Source organism: Streptomyces sp. NPDC059668, from assembly GCF_042734135.1.
GTDB lineage: Bacteria > Actinomycetota > Actinomycetes > Streptomycetales > Streptomycetaceae > Streptomyces.
The window spans coordinates 1,731-24,138 of record NZ_JBHWEL010000075.1 but is presented as its reverse complement, the minus strand read 5'-3'; the positions used below and the strand labels follow the sequence as shown (position 1 = coordinate 24,138).

Genomic DNA, 22,408 nt, shown 5'->3' with positions numbered 1-22,408 from the left:
TGGGGGCGCCGCCGGCGGGCGGCGCCGCGGGCGTCTCGTGCCCGGCCGGGGGCGGCGCCGTGGCGTCCTGGCGCGGGTCTCCCGCGCCCCCCCCCCGCCGCCACGCGTTCGCCCCGTCGATCTTCGCCGCCTCGTATGTCTCCTCGGGGATGTTCTGCAGGCCGGCCAGGATCAGCAGTGCGATGAAGGGCGTGGTCTTCCAGGTGTCCGCGATGACGATCGCGGACCGGGCCGGCCATAGCGAGGACGTCCAGGCGTAGTGGGTGCCGAGGATCTTGTTGACGCAGCCCTGCGGGTCGAACATGACCTGCCACAGCTTGGAGGTGACCGCGGTCGGGATGGCCCAGGGGATGAGGATCGCGACCCGGACCATGGCGCGGCCGCGGAACGCCCGGTGCATCATCAGGGCGAACACCATGCCGATCGCGGTCTCCAGCGTGCAGGCGACGACGGTGAAGCCGACCGTGACGCCGACCGAGCCCCAGAACTGCGACCCCGGGGTCCCGCTGGGGCATGCGGTGTAACCCCCGTTGGGGGTGGCGCACTGTTGCAGAAGCCAGTGCGTGTAGTTGTGAAGTCCGAACCAGGTGTCCCCTGTGGTGAACAGGCCGGTGGCCTGGTCCAGGCCGGGGTCGGTCAGGAACGACTGGTAGACGGCCTTGACGACCGGGTAGCCGACGATGAGTGCCAGCAGGAGGAGGGTGGGCGTGATCAGCACATAGGCCAGTCGTGCCTCGCCGGGGTTGGTGGTGCCTCGGCGTGCCGTGGGCCGGCGAGGGCCGCCATCTGGTTTCTTGACGACTCTGTGTTCTACCTGACCGACTGGGGTCATGGCTGCTCCTTGCGGTGAAGACGCCGTCCGAGGTCTTGATCGGAAGGGAGGATCGGCCGGGGCCGACGCGCCGGTTCGGGCGCGCCGGTCTGCCAGTTCGTGCATGGGGCCGTCCGGTCAGCCGCCGGCCGTGGCGGACTTGATCGCCGCCTGCATGTTCGTCAACGCCTGATGGGTGGTCATACGGCCCTGTAGAGCCGCGTAGGCGTTGGTCTCGATCGCCTCGGTGACGCCCGGGTAGTACGGGGTGATGGGGCGGGGTACCGCCGTCTGGATGCTCTTGAGCAGGTCGGGCAGGTAGGTGAACTTCTTGATGAGTGCCGGATCGCTGTACATCGCGGTGAGGACCGGCGCCAACGTGCCGACGGTCAGGTTGTTGCGCTGGACCGCGTCGGACTCGATGAACTTCAGGAAGTCCCGCGCGGTCGCCTTGTGTTGGGAGTACGCGCTGATGCCGAGGTTGTGCCCGCCCAGGGTGGACGCGCCGTGACCGGACGGGCCCGGCAGGGGCGCGACGGCGAACTTCCCGGCCACCTTGGAGCCCTTGCCGTTGAGGACGGCGACGGCGTACGGCCAGTTGCGCATGAACATCAACTGGCCGGCCTCGAAAGCGTTCAGGCTCTGGGTCTCCTGGAAGCCCAGCGCTTCCTTGGGGATGTAACCGTCCTTGAAGCCCTTCACCAGGAAGTCGAGGCCGGTGGCGGACGGCGCGGAGTCGACCGTCGCGCTGCGTCCGTCCGGTCCGACGATCGAGCCGCCCGTGGCGTTGATCGCTTCGGCGGCGTTCACCGTCAGGCCCTCGTACTTGGCGAACTGGCCCGCGTAGCAGGCGGGCTTGGTACCGGTGATGGTTCCCTTGGCGGTCTTGTTCTTGCAGTCGGAGATCAGCTGGTCCCACGTGGTGGGTGCGGTCTTGGCCAGGTCGGTGCGGTAGTAGAGCAGGCCCCCGTCGGAGCCGTACGGTGCCGCGTAGAGCTTGCCGTTGTAGGTCGCCGACTTGACCGTGGCCGGCAGCAGCTTGGTGGTGTCCAGGGCGTTCCGCCCGGTGAGCGGGATGATCCAGCCCTTGGCCGCGAACTCGGCCGTCCACACGACGTCCACGGTGACCACGTCGTAGCCGGGGTCCTTCGCCTGGAAGTGCTGTTCGAGGTCCGACAGTTGCTGGTCGGCCTGGTCGCTCTGCTGCTTGATCGTCACCTTCTCGTCGGGATGCGTTCTGTTCCATTCGTCGGCGATGAACGGAAGGACGCCGCTGTTGTCCTTGCCCGTGACGAACGTGATCGGGCCCCGGGCGTCCGCACCCTGCGTCGCACTGTTGCCGCCACCGCCCGAGCCGCCGTTGCCGCAGGCGGCCATGACCAACGTCGCGCTGAGCAGGCCGAATGCGGCCGTCACCCGTCTTGCACCCATGAAACGCTCCCCTTCATCACCAGTCATCGATACGATTCGACTGGGTTTCGAGCACGCTAAAGCGCCCCGGATGGGGTGTCAACGCCCAAGAAATTCAGACGCGTTACGGATGGATAACGGCTCAGCGCGTGGAGGGAGCGGGGCCGGAACTTGCCCGGACCACCAGTTCGCCGTCGAACAGCGTCTGTGAGGGGCCGCTGAGCTGCTGTCCTTCGATCCGGCGGATCAGCATCTCCGTCGCCGCCGTGCCCATGGCGGCGGCGACCGGCCCCACTGTGGTCATCGTGGGCGTCGTCATCAGGGCCGCCTGCGCGGGCATGTCGATGGATACCACGGAGAAGTCCTCGGGGATGCGCCGGCCGTGCTCGACCGCAGCGGCCATGATGCCGGGCGCGGCCTGCTCGTTGAACGCGATGACGGCGGTCGCCCGCGGATCGGCGGTGAGCAGTTCAGCGAACGCCTCCCGGCCACCGGTGATATGACTCTGACAGGTCAGCGCGGTGAGCGCGACTCCGAGGTCCTGCGCCGCCCTCAGCATGCCGTCGCGCAACCGGATCGCGTTGCCGCGACCGGACGCGATCGTCGCGGCGTCCTGGTGCACGAAGCCGAGATGCCGGTGGCCCTGGTCGGCGAGGTGCGTGACGGCCAGTCGTGCGCACTGATCGAAGTCGGTGTCGACGTAGTCCAGGTCGCCGGGGTCGGCGGTCTGCCCCAGCATGGTGAAGGTCAACTCCGAGCTGCGAAGGACCTCGACGCGCGGGTCTTCCAGGCGGACTTCCATCAGCAGTACGCCGTCCACCAGGCCCTGCCGGGCCAGCCCGGCGAGCTCGTCGAGCTCTTCTGCCCGGGAGGTCCAAAGCAGCAGGTGGTAGCCGCGGTTCTGGGCGTGATCGGACGCGCCGAAGATGTACTCCATGGAACCGAGGTTCATGCCCCGCTCGTCCTTGGGGAACAGGACCGCGAGGATATGACTGCGCTTGCTCTTGAGCCCCCGCGCGAAGACGTTCGGCCTGTAGCCGAGGTCGAGCATCGCCTGCTGGATGCGCTCCCGCGTGGCCTCCGAGATGGGCCGGGCGCCGGTCATGGCGTAGGAGACCGTGCTGGGGGAGACGCCGGCGCGCCGCGCCACGTCCACCATGGTCGGCACCTTGTCGCCAGAATTGCGGGACATGGTCCCCTCCATCCCAGGTCCCCCGCAGCCACCCAGTATGACCACTCACAGGACGTCCGCACCACGCAGAGCCTGCTCGTGGCACACATGACGCGTAAGTGTAGTCACTGTCGGTTGACTCCGGTTTCGGCTGGGTGACCGCCGCACGCCGGGTGAGCACCGCTCATGCCGTGGGGCGCCGCGCCTCGATCCGCCGCGCGGCGTCGCGGAGGAGGTGCCCGGCCGCCGGCCTGCGGACCGGCCGGGTCGGCTGCAGCAGTGAGGGTGGCACGTCGACGAAGGTTCGGTCGGCGCGGCTGAACCGGATGGTGTCGGATCCGCGAACGCCGGAGACGACCTCGATGTGATCGACCGACGACCACGGCAACCACTGCTCACGGTGCAAGAACCGGACCGCGATACCTTCGTCGTCCACGGCCAGGTACATCCGCAGGCTCACCAGCGCCACCAGCAGCGCCACGACTCCGACGACGACCGTCACAAGCCGCAGCGCGGCTGATGGATGCCCGTAGATGTTCACCGCCGCACAGGGGCAGGCCACGAGGATCATCAATGCGGCGTGCGCCGGCGGGATCCGCCATACCAACGGATCGCTCCCCACCTCGGTCATGCCCACCCCTGGAGTCGTCCCGTGCAAGTGACCCTACTGTCCGCCAGGGGATGCCTGCGAGACCGGCGCCCGGAGCGTTCTCCGAACCCGCGGAGGCACTGAGCCTCTGATGTTCCTGATCAGTGCCGTCCTCGTCATGCTCCTCGCCCTTGGTCTGGACGGGTTCACGGCAGTCGTCGTGTACGCCGGTGTCGCCGTCAGTCGGCCACCGAGGCTCCGAACAGGGCCCCGGTCGCGGGCAGGCCCATGGTGGACGGGCCGAACGAGAAGGAACCGCTCGCGGTGATGCCGCTGGAGGTGGCCGAGAAGACCCACGCGGCACCGTTGTTCGCGTTCTCCGCCCGGTCGCCGACGACCAGGCCGTCCTTCTTGTCGCCGTTGGCGTCGACGAGGGCGGTCTCGCTGCCGAAACGGTCCAGCTTCTCGGCGGTGCCGGGTACCCCGGCGGTGTTCTGGCTGAACGACTTGATGCCGGCGGTGGTCAGACCGTTCGCGCTGCCGCGCAGCACGAGCACGGTGCCTGCGTCGGTGAGGCCGTCGAAGTCCTCACCGGGCAGGCCTGTCACCACGTCGGGGTAGCCGTCGCCGTTGGTGTCGCCGATCGACAGGCCCGCGCCCATGCCGTCACCCCACTCCCCCACGCCCGGTACGCCCGCGGTGTCCTGGTTGATCCACACCGGTTTGCGGGTGGTGGACACGCCGTTCGGGCCGCCGTGGACGACGGCGATCGCGCCGCCCTTGACCGGGAGGCCGACGTCGTAGTCGGTGCCGTCGACGAAGTGGCCGACGACGATCTCGGCGTGACCGTTCTTGTCGAGGTCACCGATCTCGACGTCGTCGCCGCGGATGAGCCGGCCCTGGGCGTCCTTGAGAAGGCCCTTGTAGGTGAACCCGGAAGGACCGCCCACCAGCAGGGCAACCCCACCGGTACCGATCTCGCCGTCCTGCTGCCTGACGCTGATGGCCAGATCGGCAGTGCCGTCGCCGGTCACGTCACCGGCGGCCATAGCGATGGCGTACCACTCCTCGCCGGGGAAGAGGGTGAACCGGGTCGTCCTCGTACTGCCGCCGTCGCGGTGGAACGGGCCGTGCAGCACCGAGGCGTCGCCCGGCGCGTTCTCGTCTCCGTAGTCGTCGCCCCACACCGTCACGTCCGGATTCTTGTCCCCGTCGACATCGGCAACCACGAAGACGCCGCGGGAACTCGCCGGCACGTTCCTCAGCAGGGTCGGCGTGGCGGACAACCCCTTGGCACCACCCCAGTTGACCGCCAGGAAACGTCCGTCGTAGCCACTGATCGGCGACATGTCCACAAGTGACAGCAGGTCGGCGTAGCCGTCCCGGTCGAGGTCGCCGCTCTGCACGTCGCTGCCGTAGCCCGTCTGCCGCTGCACCGTCGACCGGCTCGACCAGGTCAGGACCTGCTTGCGCGAGGTCGACAGCCCGCTGGACGAGCCGTACAGCACGCTGACGGCCCCGGCCTTCGCCTGCCCGCTCAAGGTGGTGCCCGGCGCGCCGATCGCCAGATCGGGGTAGCCGTCGCCGTTGAAGTCGTCATGCAGGCGCTTGGTGCTGGGCGTGGTGGCGGTCGTCGCGGCCGGGGTGGCGGCGTTGCCGACGGGAGCCGGCACGGCACCGCTGACCAGGGCGATACCGATGGCGACTACAAGCCGCCTGCGGTGCCGGGGAAGGGAACGGAAAGCCATGGTTGTCCTGACGTAGACGGAGAAGAAGGCCCGGGAACGCGTCACCGAGCCAGACGCACACTCGCGACCGTGCCGAGAGCGCGGGCCCCGAAGCAGGTGGAACACTTGTGCGGCACCGGCGTACGCGTCCTCACGCCGCCCAGTACGACTCGCCAGAGAGACGGGTGGTTGTGCTGGAGTACACCGCGACTTTCCCTGCCGTTCCAAGTCAACCGAGGACTCCTGACGCGCCGTCCGTCAAGCGGCGCGACTCGAAGAGCTGGATCGACGAGGGGCCTGCCGTACGGTCCGCCAACCGAAGCCGACGGGCGCTGCGTTGGGTGTGGGGCAGCAGGAGGTTTCCTGCTGCCCAGCACGCCAATGCTGCGTCGGCGTCTTCTTCCTTGCTCAGTTGGCGGTGAAGGCGGGGTAGTCGGTGTAGCCCTCGCTGTCACCGGCGTAGTAGGTGTTCCGGTCGCCGTCGGCCAGCGGGTGGCCCTGCGCGAAGCGCTCGACCAGGTCGGGGTTGGCGATGAAGGGCTCGGCGAAAGAGACCGCGTCGACGATCCCGTGGTCGAGTATCTCGTTGCCGAGGGCCTGGGTGAAGCCGAGGTTGGCGACGATGTTGCCCTGGTAGTGCGCGCGGAAGCGGGCGAAGACGGCGACGCGCTCCTCGATGGTGCCGGGGGTGCCCAGGAGGTGCAGGTAGGACAGGTTGCTCTCGTTGAGCTTCTTGAACAGCTGGTCGTAGTCGGCGAGTGCCTCCTCGTCCGCCGTGAACGTGGTTCCGTTGGCCCAGCCCGGGGACATCTTCACGCTGACGCGGTCGCTGCCCCACACGTCACTGACGGCGTCGAGGATGTCGAGGAGGAACTGGGCCCGCTTCTCGCTGCTGCCTCCGTAGGCGTCGGTGCGCTGGTTGAGACGGGGGTTGAGGAACTGCGGGATCAAGTGGGACTGCTGGGCGTGGATTTCCACGCCGTCGAAGCCGGCGCGGCGGGCGTTCTCCGCCGCGTGGCGGTAGTCGGCGATGGTGGCGGCGATCTCGGCGGCGGTGTAGGCGCGCGGGGTGACGGTGTCCTTCGGGCCGGAGGGGGTGAAGGACTTCTCACCGGGGTTGATGGCCGAGGGTCCGGCGGGCAGGCGGCCGCCGAGGTGGTCGGGGTGGGAGGCCGCGCCGAGGTGGCCGAACTGGGAGACGATCCGCCCGCCGGCCTCGTGGACGGCTTCGGTGACCTTCACCCAGCCGGCGGTCTGCGTGTCGGTGTAGATGCCGGGCGCGTGGATGAAACCGATCGCGTCGGCGTTGACCCAGGTTCCCTCGGTGACGATCAGGCCGGCGCCGGCGCGCTGGGCGTAGTAGGTCGCGTGGAGGTCGGTGGGGGCCAGTTCGGCGTTCTGAGCGCGGGCGCGGGTCATGGGGGCCATGACGACGCTGTTGGCGAGCTCCAGGGCGCCGAGGCGGACGGGCTGCAGCAGGGGCTGGGGGGTGGTCATGAGTAACTTCCTTGTGCTGGGGGGTGGATGGGGAGCGGGGTGAGGAATGGATAGGGGCCCGGCTCAGTCCTGTTTGAGGACGTGGAGGCCGGAGAGCGGGCCGCCGAGCTGCATGAGGCGTCCGCCCTCGCGCAAGGAGCCGAGGTCGACAGGGGCGAAGCCGAAGGCGGCTGTGAGGTCCTTGACGGTGGTCTTGGCGTCGGCGTCGTCACCGGCGAGGAACAGCACCTGGCGTCCGGCCTGGTGGCGCGGGTCTGCGGCGATGTACTTGCCGTAGAGGGTGTTGAACGCCTTGACGACGCGGGCTCCGGGCAGCAGTGAGGCGACGTGTTCGCTGCCGGTCAGCTCGCCCAGGTCGGCGATCTTCACGGGCGGCGGCGGGGAGGCGAACTGGTTGGTGGCATCGATGACGATGCGCCCGGCGAAGGGTGGCAGGCCGGCTACCGCGTCCGGGATCTGGGGCCAGCCCACTGCGAGCACGACGAGTTCCGCCGCCGCGGCTTCCTCCGGGGTGCCGGCGTGGGCGAGCGGTCCGAGCTCGTCGGCGAGGCCCGCCAGGGAGGCGGGGCCGCGGCTGTTGCTCAGTACGACCTGGTGGCCGTGGGCCACGGCGTGGCGGGCGATGGCCTGGGCGACGGTTCCGGCGCCGAGGGTTCCGATCTTCATGGCGGTGCCCTTCGTGGGGTTCAGGGTGCAGGGCTGGTGAGCAGGACGGTTCCGCTCTTGCCAGGACGGCGGACATGGTCGATGGCCTTCGCGAAGTCGGCGAGGTCGTAGCCGGCGGCGACCTCGAAGAGTTCCGGGACGGTCGCGGCCAGACGGGCGGCGAAAGCGACCTCCTCGGCCCGTTCCTCAGGCGTCCGAGTGGTCATCCACTGGAGGACGGACGTGCCCCGCACGGTCAGGGCCCGGGGGGTCAGCGCGAGCGACTCCAGCGGCGTGCTGCCGGAACCGAGCTGTCCGTAGGTGATCAGCGTGCCGCCGTCGGCGAGCAGTCCGGCCAGCTCACCGGTCAGGGATCCGCCCACCGCGTCCAGCACGACCTGGGCGCCCAGACCGCCGGTCGCGTCCTGGACCTGAGTGCGCCAGTCCGCGTCGGCCGTCGAAATGGTCGGCAGTCCGGGGAAGCGCTGCCGCAAGGTCTGCGCCCCCGTGGCGCTGCGTACCAGGTTGACCAGCGGGATGCCGTGCTTGAGTGCTGCGGCGCTGACCAGCTTTCCCACCGAGGAACCGGCGGCCGTCTGCACCACGGGACCGGCCTGGCCGTGCTGGGCGTCCTCGACCGCCCGCATCAAGGAGAGCAGGGTCAGCGGGTTGACCAGCATCAAAGCCGCGGTCTCGTCGCTGAGGTCCTCGGGCACCGGCACCACAAGATCGGTCGGCGCCGTGACGAGTTCGCTCCACGCGCCCGGCACCGGGAAGAACGCCACCCGCTGACCGCGCCGCAGATTCTGCACACCCTCGCCTACGGTCTCGATGACACCCATTCCCTCCACGCCGGGAATCCGTGGCGTGGCGAACCGCTGCCGCGGCCCACCCGGAAGGCCCTCCACTCCCGCCAGGTCGCCGGGGTGGATCGGCCGGGACAGCACCCGCACCTGCACCTGCCCGGCCGCGGGCGCAGCAGGGGCAGGCAGCTCGCTCAGGCGTAGTACCCGCCCGGCTTCTCCGTGCCGGTCGTAGGTGATGGCCCGCATGACGGCCTCCTTCCACGAACTATTAATGATGGTCATCATTGGAACTGTTGCTATGATGACGAGGATCCTCAAAAAGGTCAAATCGAGAACGACGCGAGAGGACGGCCATGCCGCGGATCACCAAGCAGGACAAGGCCCGCAACCGGCAGAACATCCTCGAAGCGGCGAGCCGCATGTTTCGCTCGCAGGGCATCGACGCGGTCGGCATCGCCGAGTTGATGAAGGAAGCCGGACTCACCCACGGCGGCTTCTACAACCACTTCGCGTCCAAGAACGACCTGGCGGTGGAGGTGTGCGGCGCCTCCTACGCCGCCTCGCTCGGGGTCCTGGCCCGGACGATCGAGGACGGTCCGGACCAGGACGGCTCTCCACTGGAGCGGGTCGTGGCCGGCTATCTGTCCACCACGCACCGTGACACCCCGGACGGCGGCTGCCCCTCCGCCTCCCTGGCCACCGATGCCGGACGGCACAGCGAAGCCGTGCAGAGCGCGTACGCCGAAGGCGTCGAGGGTTACCTCACCGGCTTCGCCGCCGAGTTCCTGCGCGAAGCCGAGGAGAAGGGCCACGAGATCGACCCGGCCGAGGCCCGCCACAGGGCCATCCGCCTGTTCAGTGAAATGGTCGGCGCGCTGATGCTCGCCCGCGCCGTACGCAACGTCGAGCCCGAGCTCTCCGACGAGATCCTGCAGACCGGCCGCGACCACGCCCTCGACTGATGCGACTCAGGGCCACCGGTTCCTGGACGCCTACGGCTGGACGTCGGCTGCCGAGGACGGCAATGACTTTGAGGTAGGTCGGCGGTGGTCGCCGCAAGACGGCACCGTCCCTGACCCCACGCGGAGGCCAATGACGGTGTGGGGCGGGACGCAGGCGCGTGAGCCCACTGTGGTGAAATGCCTGGTCATCCCGGCCATCGCCCGTTCTTTGCCTGGTGCGGGCGACAGGAAGGGCCGAGATGCGCGACCTGCGAGTGCCGTGCGGCGCGCACGGGACATGGAACGCCTCCTGCCGCCTCCATGCGGCCTCCGTCAGGCGGTCGCGATGAGCGCAGGCAGCACCCGGGACGGCGAGCACCGGTTGCGGTCCGGAAGAGCCGGTAGAGACGGCAGACGGCGGGGACAGCCAACCCGTCCGGATCGACGCCGCCCTACCCGATGCTGGACCTGAACGACCCGCCGTCTCCTCTCCAAGTGCGCAAGGATCTAGCCACGCAACAGGTCCGGGCCCTTCACCGCTGGCTTCATCGTCTCGATGTATGGGGTGGGACGACCGTGCGTACGCGCAGCGCCGGGCGGCCGGGCAGCCGGGCGGTACGAGGGTCAAGCCCTGGGCTGGACCGGACCGATGACGGTGCCGGACGTGACGGTGAGTCGGCCGTATGCGCTGGTCTCACCGGGGATCACCCCGTCCGGGGTCCTGAGCGTGAAGGATGCCTCGTCGGCTGAGGTGCTACGGGCCCTGTTGGGCACCTGGATGTCGAAGTGCACCGGGTGCCCCGGACCGAAGGTCACCACCATGTGCTGCGGGCCGTATTGGCCGGCGGTGACCGCGTCGGGGGTGCCGTGGCGGTAGAACCGCACGTCGGTTGGTGACCCGGCGAGTCGGCACGATTCGTACCCTGGCGCCGCAGTCAGGGTGACTCGGTAGTGGTGGTGCCCCGAAGATGCCGGCGCCTGAGCGATCTTGGCCATGTGGTTCGCTGGACGGCACGCGGAAGTAGTCGCGATGCCGGCGGCCGTCGGGGCGGACGCCTGCGCCACTCCGGCTCCTGCCGCACCCACCAGCATGAGCGCCGCCGCAGACACAGCAGCCACGGACTTCGCGATCGGCATGGCATTTCCTCACGTAGGTCTCCCAGGGCCTGGTCGCGCCCCGGCGGCTCCACGCTCCCGCATCCGGCCCGTGCACCAGAGACCCCAACACACGCGGTCACCGGATCGGGCGGGGCAGGACACCCCGTTCGGCCCTCGCCGGGGAGCCGCAGGAGGAGCGCTAGTCCTGGCCAGGACGGGCTTGCCTTGGTGTTGAACGGGCAGCGGACGGCTGCAGCAGCCGTCACCGCCGGCCTCACCCTCGAATCGAGCTCCGGTAAGGTCGAGGGCAACGTAAATCGAGTCAAAACGATTAAGCGAGCCATGTATGGTCGGGCCGCGTTCCGTCTCCTGAGGATCCGAATCCTCACCCGGATCTGATCGGGCTCGCCCTTCGACCATCCGTCAGAGCTGGCCGCTGATCTGCCGGCACAGCCCCTCGAAAAACTCCCTGAGACCGGCTGCAGCAAGGTCGAACTGATCGAGCCACGAGGCGGTGGTCGACCTCCAGATCCGACCGGAGCCCGCCAGTGCGAACAGATGGCCGCCCCCGTCACTGGCGAACACCAGAGCAGGCTCTTCCCCCTCGATCTGGACGGCCCCGTATTCGCGGAAGTGGTCCGCGACCAGGGAGGCCGGGTGGACGAAGTAGCCGTTCTCCACATCAGGCAGGGAGACCTCGTCGATCACCCAGTACATCGTGGTCAGATCCGAGGGAATCGGTGTCAGCTCCACGAGCGCGTCGGTGGCCTGTCGACTCTCCTCCGAAGCGAGCACGACCACGTTGCTGCCCGGCTCGAAGCCAAACCGCGCATGGAACGATGCCATCAGCTTCGCGAGCGCCGCATCCGCCTGCTCGCACCAGCCGCGAAGCCACTCGGCATCAAGCCGTTCGTCAGCCACGGTCACTCCCTCATGCCTCCGCCGGAAATCATGCCCACGCGAGTCCGGAAGAACCTACAGGAGCGTTCACGCGCCTCCGGTCAGGGCCCTGAAACTCCCCACTCGGTTGAACGCCGAAGCGAGTGGGGACACGAGCAGCACTGGTCGATTTCAGGGCTCTGGCCGGAGTTTCGTGAAAGGCCAGGTCATTGGAGTGGGGGTACGTGGGATCCAGCGCCACTGCGCAGGTCCCTACCCAGCAGCCACCACCTGGCCGGCCGCGACCTGGGGAGGGTTGGGGAGCAGCGAGGCGAGGTTGGCCCGGACGAAGTCCGCCGCCTTCCTGGTCGACTCCTCGACCCCGGCCTGGTCTTCGAAGACGCCGGTGGAGACCATCACTCCGTCCCCGGCATCGACCCAGTAGTAAGCCACGAATCCGGGGACCTGGCGCAGGATCGCCACGAACCCTTCGTTCACCCGGCGTCCCGCCTCGGCAGGGTCGCTCACCCCTTCGTAGCGCCGAACTACTGCGTACATAGCTGCTCTCCTCATGGATCCCCGAGGTCACCTTGCGTGACATGGCATACCCCCATCGCGGGTCTCCCGCTCGCGGGACGTCGAAAGAGGGCCCGGGCAGGTGTATTGGTGATCCGGACCGGGCCTCTGCTGTGACCAGGGCTGGGCAGACCGAGGCTTCACGGGACTGCGGGCAGAGCCGATTTCAGAGATCCTCCTCACCAGGCGGCCGAGCTCGTCGACGGCCTCCGAGCGCACGCTGAGCCCAGGTGCGGCCCTGGCCGGCACCATCGCCGCTGGGCTCTCGCAGCCGCGGCGGGCACCGGTGAGCTGGCTGAGCCAGGCGTGCCAGGGCTCGGCGCTGTCGGAGGCGAACCGGTGGTGCCCGCAGCGGACTCACCGCGAGCCGGACACGACGCTCGCCTGCGCCGCGCAGTCTCCAGGAGTCCGTTACGTCTGCCAGGGGTCGCACGAGGCCGTCCCGCGCGGCCGTCCGGCAGGAGTACGTCGACGCAGGTCAGTGGGTCTGTCGTCCCGAGAAATCGCCAGTTGTGCGGCAATCGCGGCTGCGGCGTCGGGTTGCCCTGCATCGTGGTCCCGCCGCCTGCCCGCCGGGCAGGACAGGCGCAGACTCACGAACGAAAGAGGAATGCGCATGCGACCGAACGCTCTGGGCAAGACCCTCGCAGGCCTCGTCGCCATCGCCGGACTCGCCGCCGGCAGTGTGGTGACCGCGGGCGTCAGCTACGCGGCGCCCGTGAACACTCCGCGGACAGCGGCTGCTGCCCAGCCCGCCATCGCGGCCACGACGCAGAATTTCGGCCTCACCACGGCCGAGGCCAAGAACGTCCAGCGGTTCCTCGCGGAATACTGGGGCTACACCGACAGCATCGACGGCCAGCTGGGCACCAACAGTTGGAAGGCGATGCAGCGCTTCCTCTCGGGGATCTGGGGCTACACGGGCGCGATTGACGGAGACCCGGGCACCAACACCGTCAAGGCACTCCAGCGAATGCTGGCAGCCCAGTGGGGCTACACAGGCTCGATCGACGGTGTCGCCGGCTCGGGGACCAAGGCTGCATTCAAGCGCTTCGCCGACGCCTGATCCAGGCGAGCTCCGGCCGCCGGGTGAGCAGCCCCGGCCTGCCCCTGTCTGTCCGGGGCTGGCTGGGGCCTGTGCTCGCGGGTCTCGACCGGGCCCGTGTTTTCGTCACCAAGACCGTCGGCAACCGACAACCACGTTGCCAGTTTTGGGCGGATGGCATCGCGGAGGCCTTCATACGCGTCCACCACGGGACCGAACGCCCTTCGGGTACGACACATGACTGGACGTTCCGGGATTTGGCCGCTGCGGACCATAGAGCTCGTAGGACCTGCGTTCCCTGGTCAGGGGTACTTCGAGGTTCGGTCGCTGAACAGGGAGTACCCGGTGCTGACGCCGGCCTTCCGAGAACCCGCTCGGCGACGTAACGGAGCTTGCCCAAGCCCTTGATGTTCGTGGCGCCTTGCCGGGGAAATGACGGGCAGGTTCCGGCGCTTGCGCAACTCTTCGCGGTGGGATGTGCCGTCATTCCCCTTGCCCCCGAGCAGCGAACCTGAGCGGCGGCGTGGCCGGCTGGGACGCTCGGCCACTGACAGGATGCCGTCGACGAGGGGCGGGATCGGGGTGACGTCGTTGAGTCAGCCATGGTGGTCATGACCTTGAGCGGGATGCCACGTGCGTCGCAGCTCAAGTGAAGCTTGCTGCCCGTCATCCGTCGGTCGACCGGCGCTGCCGGATGTCTACCTGGGGGCGGAGAGCACGGCGCCGTGAGCGGTGGCGTGCGGGGTGTCGCGCATGGCGTTCCGAAGTCCGTTCGCGCCGGAGCGGGAGTCAGGCGACCGGGACGGCGGTCGGCGGGATGACGACCTCGATGGTGCCGGTGGAGACGTCGTACACGAGCCCGGAGACCAGGAAGTCGGGACTGCGGACTTCCTGCTGGATGATGTCGACGTCGACGCGGACGGAGCCGTAGGGGTCGGTGACGGATTTGGCGGCGAGCGCGTCCGGGGGGACTTCGAAGTATTCGGCCAGGAGGCCGTCGAAGGGGGCCAGGTCGAGCATCCCGCAGCCGGTGTGGTGGAGGATGACCAGGTTCCAGGGCCCCTCGGCTCTGCCGTCCGCATGTGCCTGGCCGACTTTGCCGAGCATCGTCATGGTCCGCAGGGTCGCAGGAGTGATGCGGCCGCCCACATTGCGGATCACGGCCGCCTCACCGCGCCGCAGGCCCAGAACATGTGAGGGGTCCACGCGCGGGTCGACGCAGCCGACGATCATCATGTTGCCCGTCGGGTTGATGGTCAGACCCGGTCCGGTCAAGAACTCTTCGGCGACGAAGTCGGCGTTGCGGGAAGACAGTTCGGCAACGTCGGTCATGACATCTCCTGAGGTTGTTTGCAGGGGCTGCGGACCCGCCCCGTACGGGGCGGAGTGCTCGGCGGGAGGCGACCGTCGTCGGCCGCGCCTGGACTACGGGGCGACGACGGTCTCGATCTCGCCGGAAGCCACGTCGTACAGGAGCCCGGATACCCGCACCCCCTCCAGGCGGGTCTCGCCGCGAAGGGCAGCCACGTCGTGTGCGATGGCCGCGCGCGGATCGCTGACCGCCTGCTCCACCAGCCCCGTCTCGTCGGTCGCGAAGTAGGGGGTGAGGAGCTCAGGCTGGTCCGCGAGCAGGGTGATCCCACAGTGCGTGTGCTGGAGGACGATCAGCTCCCAGCCCGGACCGAGGTCGGCGCCGGCCGCCTGCGTCACCCTGCGGAGCATCACCAGTTCGTCCAATGTCCGCTTCGTGACCCGCCCGCCCACGTTGCGGATGGCCGCGATGTCTCCCTGCTCGGCACCCAGGACCGAGGCCGGGTCGACGCGCGGGTCCACACAGCCGATCACGATCGTCTTCAGGTTCGGCATCATGCGCAGGCCTTCGGTGAACTGCGTCCTGGCGAACTCGGCGTTGCGGTCGGTGAGAGTTTCGACGACACCCACGACATGCTCCTTCGGCTAGAGAGTCCACTTTCTGGACTCACTGAGGTGTACCCTAACAGCGTGAGTCCAGAATCGATACCCACTCCCCGGCAGTGCACGATGAACGACGCGCTCGAGGTCCTCGGCGACCGCTATTCGCTGCCCGTCCTCCGGGAGCTGCTTTACGGCTTCCACCGCTTCTCCGACCTCGCCAAGCTCACCGGCGCGTCCCGCACCCTGCTGTCCGGGCGCCTGCGACGGCTGGAGGAAGCCGGCGTCATCGTGCGGCAGCAGTACTCGCAGCGTCCGGAGCGCTTCGAGTACCACCTCACGCAGGCCGGGGTGGACCTCATCCCGGTGATCCTCTCGCTCAAGGACTGGGGCGAGCGCCACACCGGCGACCAGGAGCCGAAGGCCGTGTTCCGGCACCATTGCGGGGCCGAGCTGCATCCGCTGACGACATGCAGCAGCTGCGGCGAGGAGATCCGCCCCGGAGAATTCGACGTCGCGGGCGGTACGCACCCGCCGGTGCTGCAGGGGTAGGAACACTTCAGCTGCCGCGCGGTATTGGGAGGCACGGGGGCGCGATCAAGCCCCGCCAGGCCGGATCCATACCGGAACGCCGACCGAATGTGCATGTCGCGCAAGGCCGACACATGCGGTCGGGTCGGAGGCCTGCCCGGATCCACCGTCCGGCGGGTGCGCACCAGTGCAAGTACCTCAGGTCGCTGTCACGGCGTAGGGGAGTTCGAAGCGTGAGCGGTGCTCGTTGATGAAGTCCTCGACCGTCTGCATCGGCTGTCCGGTGATGCGGGCGGCCGTGTCGGTGACGCCGGCCAGGCGGCCTTCCTGCTGGTCGATGGTGACCGCCTCGAAGTGCTTGAGCTTGGCGGTGTCATCGGGCTCGCCGATCAGCTCCAGGAACGTCGCCACGGTGACCCGCTCGTAGGGAAGGTCGCGGCCCAGGACCCGGCCGACCTCGGCCGCGAGTTCCTCTTGGCTGTATTCGACCGGGCCGGTAAGAGTGAGTATCTGGCCGGCGTGCTCTTCGGGCCGAGTGAGGATCTTGGCTGCGGTCAGTGCGATGTCGTGGCCGGTGATCGGTGCGAAGCGGCTGTCGGCGTCGAAGGGCATGACGTAGCGGCCGTAGCGGATCAGCCCGGAGATGTAGAGCAGCCACTGCGTGAAGAACGTGATGCGCAGGTGGGTGGTGGGCACTCCCGACCAGGTGAAGACCTGCTCGGCCAGCCAGTGGTTCTGCGTCGCCTTGCTGCGCGCGTCGGGACGCGACTGGATGTGCGACATGCTGACGATGAGCTCGAGGTCTTGTTCCTTGGCGGCCTGCGCGAACATCACGGCCGCCTCCACCAGGCCTTCGCCGACCGGGTAGTTGAAGTACGCGCGTCGCACGCCCTTCAGGGCTGCGCGCACCTCACGGAGGTCCAGGAGGCTCCCGAAGACGACTTCCGCGCCTTTGTCCCGCAGCCGCTGCGCCCGCTCGTCGTCGCTGCGGACCATCGCCCGCACTGGAAAACCCGCCTCGATGAGGTGGTCGACCATCGGTCGGCCTGTGTCACCGTTCGCCGTTGTGACCAGGATTGCGGTCATGCCTTCACCTCTTCGGTCCGCGGGGACACCGGTGGAGCCGGCGGGACCAGTAGGACGGATCGGATCCGGAAGGGCTGTCGCGGGCGATCAGGACCATGGCCGCCGTTGCGGCATCGCATATTTCGCGCTCATCGGCTCGGGGGCGCTCATGCGGTGAATCCCTGTTGGGACAGGCGCCCGCCTACCCGGACGCTTGCGCCCCTCAACGGTTCTGGACGCTCGCGTAAGCTCACGGATTTCCACGCACCGCCGAGCCTCGCCCCTTCTCATCGTAGGTGTTCCGGACGAAGGGTGGCCTGTCGAGCCCGCGCATGGGGTGCGCTGTGGACCGGGGGGCCGCGGCGGAAGATGCGTCGAACGCGCATGGAGAACGTTCGGCCCGCCCTGGGCAGGCGGGGTTGCCCGCGCGATCGAGACCGTCTCACGGAGTTGCTCGCTCCAGTCCGTACAGAGCCTCGGTTCTCGGGAATCAGCCAACCTCGAGGATCGACGGCCCGGCAACACCGCCCACGTCAACTGTCCGGGCAAGTACGTGTGACGTGCCGGGGGGAACGGACGATCGCCCGGCAGGAGTCCCCGCGCCGCAGCTCCTGCCAGGGTCTGAATGAGTTAGCATAGATGTCAGTCGGAATATAAGCGATGGGGTGGATGCTCACATGAGTCGAGTGTCGAAGGCTCAGGCCGCGGAGAACCGGGCCGGCATTGTCGCAGCGGCCGCTCGGCTGTTCCGCGAGCGAGGCATCCAAGGGGTCAGCCTCACCGATCTGACGAAGTCCGTCGGCTTGACGAACGGCGGCTTCTACAAGCAGTTCGCCTCCAAGGAAGCGCTGGTCACCGAAGCCGCCGCGCAGGCCTTCAATGACAGGGACAGTTACCTGGCGGGCCTGGGTGACGGGCACCCCAGCCGCCTTGACGCGCGTAGGGCCATGGTCGAGGAATACCTGTCACACGAGCACCGCGACGATCCAGGAACGGGCTGCCCCACGGCCGGGTTCGTCGGCGACCTGGCGCAGGCCGCACACGACGGGAACCTCGCTTCGCAGCAGACCTACACCGACGGCGTGCAGCGGTTCGTCGACTGGATGACCGAGGACGGACACGGAGACGAGGGGCTGGTCGCCACCTGCACCCTGGTCGGGGCCATCCTGCTGGCTCGTGCGACCTCGTCCACCGAGCTGTCCGAAGAGATCTTGCAGGCGGCCCGACGCTCGATCACCGACTCCCTGTCCTGAGCGCTGCGGGCAAGCCCCCCGGCCCGCGCTCATGGCACCCCGCACTCGGCCGATGCGCCGGTGGTTCGCACTAGCGGCGAGGCCGTTCCCGCGTGCGCGACGGTGGCGTCCCACTCCACCTCGAATGGAGCGGGTTCGAAGGGGCTGCTTGCGGCGCCTCGTTCGCCAGTAGACCGCTTGCAGTGCTCGTCCAGGTTGGCAGCGGGGCGCATGAGGGTCGCCGTGAGCGCAGTGACAGTGCCTGGCCACTTGACCGACTCACGACGTCGGACGTGCCGACCGGGGCGCGCGCGAATACAGGACGGCGGGATTCTCCTCGCCAAGCCTTCGCGCAACGGCGCTCGGGTGAGAGTGGCATGAGGCGTACCGGGCGGTGCACCTGTCGGTTCTGCCTTCTCAAAGCCTTCTGAAGCGAGCGGGCATATACGCAGGTCACGGCGCCCTCACAGGCCACTTGCCGCATTTAGATTAGAGAAGTAATCTAAATAGAGTCGCCGCGCCCACAGAGACCACGCGGTGACCACACCTCATGACGACGAAGACATGGCGTGCACTCAGACCGCCCCGCCAGCGACATCGGCGACCACACTTGAGGAAACAACCATGACGACGATTCTGATCACGACCGCTGCCGGCGAGACCGGCCGACCGATGGTGGACCACCTGCTCAAGGAGGGCTTCCACGTTCGCGCCATGGTCCGCACCGACGACGAGCGGGCGCAGCGTCTGCGGGACAAGGGCGCCGAAGTCGTCTTCGGCGACCTGCTCGACTTCCGCGACGTCCGCGTGGCCCTGAAAGGCGTTCAGCGCGCCTACTTCAACTACCCCGTGGGTGAAGGCCTCGTGGAGGCGGCCGTGATGTTCGCGCAGGCCGCCAAGGAGCAGAACATCGAGTACGTGGTGAACATGTCGCACATCCAGTCGCGTCCCGACGCGCGCAGCAAGGCGACGCAGAACCACTGGCTGGCCGAGCAGGTCTTCACCTGGTCCGGAGTGCCCACCACCCACCTGCGCATCACGTTCTTCACGCAGTGGCTGCTCTACATCTCCGGGCTGATCCGCTACGGCCGCTACGTCATGCCCTTCGACGCCGACAGCCGCTTCGCACCGATCACCGGCCACGACATCGCACTGACCGCGGCGAAGCTGTTCACCAACCCCGCCGAACACGCCGGCCAGGCGCTGACCCTCACCGGGGCCGTCGAGTACAGCCACGAAGCGCTCGCGGCCGAAGTCAGTCGGGTCCTGGGCCGTGACCTCCCGTTCGAGCGGGTCACCGTGGCGACGTTCCTGGAGCTGATCGGCATCCCAGACGACATGGCCAAGCTGAAGCACTTCGAGGCGGTCACCATCGACCAGCAGGAAGGCCGCCTGGCCGGCGTCACCGACACGGCCGCCCGCATCACCGGACAGCCGATGCAGACGGTCGAGGACTTCATCAACGAGCACCGCTCGCTGTTCGAACTCCCCTACGCCGTCAAGGCCGCATAGCCACCGGCCCCGCACCGGTCAGCAGGCGCCCTTCTCATCACGGCGCCTGCTCGGCCCGGCACATTCGCTGCGGCAACCGGCCTCCAGGTGTCTCCTGGAGTGCCCACCGGTGGTGGTCCATGAAGGGCGCCCGAAGTCGATCGTCTGACAGAACGCGGTCCGAAGATCACTGCCCACGGTGGGGGTTCCATGGACGTCCGCATCGCCTCGTTCGGGCACCTCCACGGTCCCTGGCCCCGACGACGCACACATCGTCCTCGACTTCCGCGTAAGCACCTCCGCGACCCGCACTGGGACCGGAACCTACGGCAGCTGGCCGCGTGAGAACGCCGCGTATCGTCGGCACTCCCGGCATCCGGCAGCTACTCGCCACCAGCGCTGAGGCCCAGGCCTGACCCGCGGGCCCGGTGCCGGGCAGCACACGCTGTCCATCGCGGTCGGCTGTGCGGGCGGACGGCACCGAGGTGTTGACCGGACTACCGAGCGACGCGCCGGGTCACGGCGCAGACCTGATCATCTACCGCAGATTCTCTCCGTGCGCGGGCTGCGGGATGTTGCGGAGCCGCTCCTGCAGCGCCTCCAGCAAACCGGGCAGATCGGGGGCGACCGCGAGGTCGTCCAGAGTGGATGCGGGGAGGAAGCCAGAGTCGGCGATGCCGCGCAGGGCGCCCAGCAGCGGCGTCCAAAACCCTCCGGCGTTGAGGAAGCCGATGGGTTTGGCGTGGAATCCGAGCTGGCGCCAGGACCACACCTCGAAGATCTCTTCCAGGGTACCGAGACCGCCGGGCAGGGCGACGAAGGCGTCGGCACGCTCAGCCATGAGCGCCTTGCGCTCGTGCATCGAGTCGCACATGACCAGCTCCGTCACCCCTTCGTGCGCCCACTCCCGTTCGACCATGCTGCGCGGCATGACACCGATGACCTCGCCACCCGCCTTCAGCGCGCTGTCCGCCACCACGCCCATCAAGCCCCGGCGGCCACCGCCGTAGACGAGACCGATTCCTTGCCGGGCCAGTTCTGTGCCCACGCTGGCGGCCAGCGCGGCGTGCGCCGGATCGTGTCCATTGGACGAGGCGAGAAAGACGGCGAGACGGCGCATGAAGTTCTCCGGAAACGGTTGTGGCCAGCCCTTCGGTTTACCACAGGCACTCCGGCGCTGACCACGGCTTTTCGTGCGAGGACGAGCCTGTGGGACGGCTCGCGGCCCTGCTTGATCTCTGCACACGGATGCCGCCCGCGGTCCTTCGGCGTTTGCTGGGTATCAGCCCCACAGCTGCCGAAGGCTGGGCCGCCGGGCCGGCAGGACCGCATACGCAGCCGATGCGGCTCGCCGATCAGACGGCTGAGACCGACTACGCAGCCCTCCGTCCGCCGCGGGCTGCCATCCTGCTCGAATGGCCCACGACATAGTGTTCTTCCTCGCCCCTGACGACGAGACGGCCGCCTCGACGCGCCTGCGCGGACCTGGCAAGGACTTTGAGTCTGTGACCTGCCATTTTATCGAGCCGGACAGTGCCATCGCCGAGTGGGACATGTACTTCGAGGCCCCTTCGGCCGAGGCCCCGGCGCTTGAGCAGCTCTATGCGTGGCGGCCGTGGCCGGAGTGGGTCACTACCCCTTTGAACGATGGCGTTGAGGTGTTCGCTCTGCCGAAGCGGCTGACCCGAGCGCTCGGCACAGCGAGTTCCGCCGAACTCGAAGAGCTCGCAGCCCGCTGGATCACGCGGCTCCGGACGGAGGACGGCGACGATATGACCGACGATGATCTCCTTGCGGTCTTGCAGGGCGTTGCCCGCCTCGCAGCGTCTGCGGCGAATACGGATGGCGGCCTTTACAGCTGGAGCTTCTGACCGTCCCCCCGCGAGGGCCGCTCGTTGTTCACGCCGCTGCACGCCAGGAGTTCGCTCCCGGTGGCGTCGAAGTACAGGGTGAAGAACCGAGCTCGGTTTGCTGCGACGATGTCCATCTGCCCTGAATGGAGGGAAGAGCCGTACTGACCCCACGCACGGACGCGAGGTGCCGCCTGGCAGGCGGGTTGCACTGCACACCCGCCCGGCCATCGGCACGCATGGCCGCTGCACCAGTGCCTCCTGCTGCTCGGCGATTCGACACCAACGAGCTGTTCAAGAGCCCCTGTTCGTATGCGCCCAACGCCCCGACCACCCGATCGGGACTCCCGTTCGGCGCGCATCTCTCAAGATCGTAAAGACCGCAACTTCTTAGAGAGAGTTCGAATCCGGCCCTGACGATCTGGCAGCGTCGCGCCGACCAAGCGGTCATCTGGGTGCAGGGTCGTGCAGGTATGCGAGGCGACTGATGATCTCGTCCTCCAGCGGACCGGGTGGCGGCCACGGGAATCGGGGAATGCGAGCGCGGAGCAGAATGAGGCCGTGCAGAGCCGCCCAAAGAGCGGTCGCCGTGGCGAGCGCATCCTCCGCACGGGACGTGCCGTCGCGCATCGCATCGGCGACGTCGCGCAGAAGTATCGAGAATGCTTCGGCGGGAGCGAGCTGACTCGCGATGGGCTCGCCGACAATGGGCGCGAGCTGGCGTACCGCCTGGTCAATGCGTTCTTCCGAGGTACTGCTACCCCTGGGCCGCGGGCGGGAGAACAGAAGGGCGTAGAGCTCGGGCTGTTCGGCACCGAAGACGAGATAGGCGTGACAGTCGGCCAGGAGTCGTTCACGCGCGCCGTCCGCTCCCGCCCGGGCGGTCTCGAGATGACGCACCAGCAGTGAGCGGGTTTCCGTGACCACGGCCTCCACGATCTGGTCGGGCGTGTCGAAGTGCGCGTAGATCGACGGTGGCGCGATGCCGAGCGGGGGGGCGGGGGCGCCCGGGGGCTTGATCGGACCCGTCCGGGGGGGCCGGAGCGTTGGGGCCGCCCCCCCAGCGCGGCCTGGACCGCACGGTGTGGCCACGGCTCAACGGCGGCTGCCGCCTGGCCCGTGACCCGATCGCC

General features: G+C 68.4%; 23 protein-coding genes. 6 read left to right on the top strand and 17 right to left on the bottom strand.

Translation table 11 applies throughout. The annotated features are described in order from the left end of the window. The 8 genes from ACFV2J_RS34985 to ACFV2J_RS34950 form a co-directional block, all read right to left on the bottom strand. The coding region (locus ACFV2J_RS34985; protein WP_385442456.1) for a carbohydrate ABC transporter permease at positions 1-832 on the bottom strand (832 nt) is incomplete at its 3' end. A gap of 117 nt (positions 833-949) precedes the next feature. Next, positions 950-2,242: an ABC transporter substrate-binding protein gene (locus tag ACFV2J_RS34980; RefSeq protein WP_385084727.1), complete on the bottom strand. Its 1,293-nt coding sequence runs from the start codon at positions 2,240-2,242 to the stop codon at positions 950-952. 121 nt (positions 2,243-2,363) lie between these two features. After that, entirely contained in the window at positions 2,364-3,413 is a 1,050-nt protein-coding gene (locus tag ACFV2J_RS34975; RefSeq protein ID WP_385442454.1) for a LacI family DNA-binding transcriptional regulator, read from the bottom strand. Positions 3,414-3,576: 163 nt separating this feature from the next. After that, positions 3,577-4,023: a hypothetical protein gene (locus ACFV2J_RS34970; protein WP_385084731.1), complete on the bottom strand. Its 447-nt coding sequence runs from the start codon at positions 4,021-4,023 to the stop codon at positions 3,577-3,579. A 197-nt stretch (positions 4,024-4,220) separates the two neighbouring features. Beyond that, on the bottom strand, positions 4,221-5,729 hold the full coding sequence (locus ACFV2J_RS34965) for an FG-GAP-like repeat-containing protein (RefSeq protein WP_385084733.1): 1,509 nt from the start codon (positions 5,727-5,729) through the stop codon (positions 4,221-4,223). A 387-nt stretch (positions 5,730-6,116) separates the two neighbouring features. Next, the gene (locus tag ACFV2J_RS34960; RefSeq protein WP_385084735.1) at positions 6,117-7,205 is read right to left on the bottom strand and encodes an alkene reductase; all 1,089 of its coding nucleotides are present in this window, start codon (positions 7,203-7,205) and stop codon (positions 6,117-6,119) included. 63 nt (positions 7,206-7,268) lie between these two features. Further along, entirely contained in the window at positions 7,269-7,871 is a 603-nt protein-coding gene (locus ACFV2J_RS34955; RefSeq protein WP_385084737.1) for an NADPH-dependent F420 reductase, read from the bottom strand. Between the two features lie 20 nt (positions 7,872-7,891). After that, entirely contained in the window at positions 7,892-8,902 is a 1,011-nt protein-coding gene (locus ACFV2J_RS34950) for an alcohol dehydrogenase catalytic domain-containing protein (RefSeq protein WP_385084739.1), read from the bottom strand. Between the two features lie 107 nt (positions 8,903-9,009). Between ACFV2J_RS34950 and ACFV2J_RS34945 the strand changes: the two genes are divergently transcribed. After that, complete coding sequence (locus tag ACFV2J_RS34945; protein WP_385442449.1) at positions 9,010-9,618, top strand: TetR/AcrR family transcriptional regulator; 609 nt, start codon at positions 9,010-9,012, stop codon at positions 9,616-9,618. A gap of 603 nt (positions 9,619-10,221) precedes the next feature. Here ACFV2J_RS34945 and ACFV2J_RS34940 read toward each other — a convergent pair. The 3 genes from ACFV2J_RS34940 to ACFV2J_RS34930 all read right to left on the bottom strand — a co-directional run bounded on the left by ACFV2J_RS34940 (position 10,222) and on the right by ACFV2J_RS34930 (position 12,132). Beyond that, on the bottom strand, positions 10,222-10,689 hold the full coding sequence (locus ACFV2J_RS34940) for a DUF4232 domain-containing protein (RefSeq protein ID WP_385442479.1): 468 nt from the start codon (positions 10,687-10,689) through the stop codon (positions 10,222-10,224). 429 nt (positions 10,690-11,118) lie between these two features. After that, the gene (locus tag ACFV2J_RS34935; protein WP_385084745.1) at positions 11,119-11,616 is read right to left on the bottom strand and encodes a hypothetical protein; all 498 of its coding nucleotides are present in this window, start codon (positions 11,614-11,616) and stop codon (positions 11,119-11,121) included. 231 nt (positions 11,617-11,847) lie between these two features. After that, positions 11,848-12,132 (bottom strand): hypothetical protein, encoded by a 285-nt coding sequence (locus tag ACFV2J_RS34930; protein WP_385084747.1) that lies wholly within the window; start codon positions 12,130-12,132, stop codon positions 11,848-11,850. A 634-nt stretch (positions 12,133-12,766) separates the two neighbouring features. Between ACFV2J_RS34930 and ACFV2J_RS34925 the strand changes: the two genes are divergently transcribed. Beyond that, positions 12,767-13,216, top strand: coding sequence for a peptidoglycan-binding protein (locus ACFV2J_RS34925; protein WP_385084749.1), 450 nt, complete (start codon positions 12,767-12,769; stop codon positions 13,214-13,216). A 768-nt stretch (positions 13,217-13,984) separates the two neighbouring features. On the opposite strand, the gene ACFV2J_RS34920 is transcribed toward ACFV2J_RS34925, so the two are convergent. Beyond that, a complete protein-coding gene (locus ACFV2J_RS34920; protein WP_385084751.1) occupies positions 13,985-14,527 on the bottom strand; it encodes a carbonic anhydrase in 543 nt (180 codons plus the stop codon). 93 nt (positions 14,528-14,620) lie between these two features. After that, on the bottom strand, positions 14,621-15,136 hold the full coding sequence (locus tag ACFV2J_RS34915) for a carbonic anhydrase (RefSeq protein ID WP_385084753.1): 516 nt from the start codon (positions 15,134-15,136) through the stop codon (positions 14,621-14,623). A 60-nt stretch (positions 15,137-15,196) separates the two neighbouring features. Between ACFV2J_RS34915 and ACFV2J_RS34910 the strand changes: the two genes are divergently transcribed. After that, positions 15,197-15,658 (top strand): winged helix-turn-helix transcriptional regulator, encoded by a 462-nt coding sequence (locus ACFV2J_RS34910; protein WP_385084755.1) that lies wholly within the window; start codon positions 15,197-15,199, stop codon positions 15,656-15,658. A gap of 177 nt (positions 15,659-15,835) precedes the next feature. Here the strand turns inward: ACFV2J_RS34910 and ACFV2J_RS34905 are convergent, their stop codons facing one another. Further along, complete coding sequence (locus tag ACFV2J_RS34905) at positions 15,836-16,723, bottom strand: NmrA family NAD(P)-binding protein (protein WP_385084757.1); 888 nt, start codon at positions 16,721-16,723, stop codon at positions 15,836-15,838. Positions 16,724-17,379: 656 nt separating this feature from the next. On the opposite strand from ACFV2J_RS34905, the gene ACFV2J_RS34900 reads away from it, so the two are divergent. Continuing rightward, positions 17,380-17,955, top strand: a complete 576-nt coding sequence (locus ACFV2J_RS34900) for a TetR/AcrR family transcriptional regulator (protein WP_385084759.1) — start codon at positions 17,380-17,382, stop codon at positions 17,953-17,955. A 603-nt stretch (positions 17,956-18,558) separates the two neighbouring features. Next, on the top strand, positions 18,559-19,446 hold the full coding sequence (locus ACFV2J_RS34895) for an NmrA family NAD(P)-binding protein (protein ID WP_385084761.1): 888 nt from the start codon (positions 18,559-18,561) through the stop codon (positions 19,444-19,446). Between the two features lie 517 nt (positions 19,447-19,963). Here the strand turns inward: ACFV2J_RS34895 and ACFV2J_RS34890 are convergent. Further along, positions 19,964-20,545 carry a TIGR00730 family Rossman fold protein gene (locus tag ACFV2J_RS34890; protein ID WP_385084763.1) on the bottom strand — a complete coding sequence of 194 codons (582 nt, stop codon included), beginning with the start codon at positions 20,543-20,545 and terminating at the stop codon, positions 19,964-19,966. A 295-nt stretch (positions 20,546-20,840) separates the two neighbouring features. On the opposite strand from ACFV2J_RS34890, the gene ACFV2J_RS34885 reads away from it, so the two are divergent. Next, positions 20,841-21,296 carry a hypothetical protein gene (locus tag ACFV2J_RS34885; RefSeq protein WP_385084764.1) on the top strand — a complete coding sequence of 152 codons (456 nt, stop codon included), beginning with the start codon at positions 20,841-20,843 and terminating at the stop codon, positions 21,294-21,296. Here ACFV2J_RS34885 and ACFV2J_RS34880 read toward each other — a convergent pair. Both ACFV2J_RS34880 and ACFV2J_RS34875 read right to left on the bottom strand, forming a co-directional pair. Next, positions 21,278-21,412 carry a hypothetical protein gene (locus ACFV2J_RS34880; RefSeq protein WP_385084765.1) on the bottom strand — a complete coding sequence of 45 codons (135 nt, stop codon included), beginning with the start codon at positions 21,410-21,412 and terminating at the stop codon, positions 21,278-21,280. The two genes, ACFV2J_RS34885 and ACFV2J_RS34880, sit on opposite strands and share 19 nt — an antisense overlap. A gap of 310 nt (positions 21,413-21,722) precedes the next feature. Continuing rightward, positions 21,723-22,202 carry a WHG domain-containing protein gene (locus ACFV2J_RS34875; RefSeq protein WP_385442441.1) on the bottom strand — a complete coding sequence of 160 codons (480 nt, stop codon included), beginning with the start codon at positions 22,200-22,202 and terminating at the stop codon, positions 21,723-21,725. Positions 22,203-22,408 lie beyond the last annotated feature (206 nt).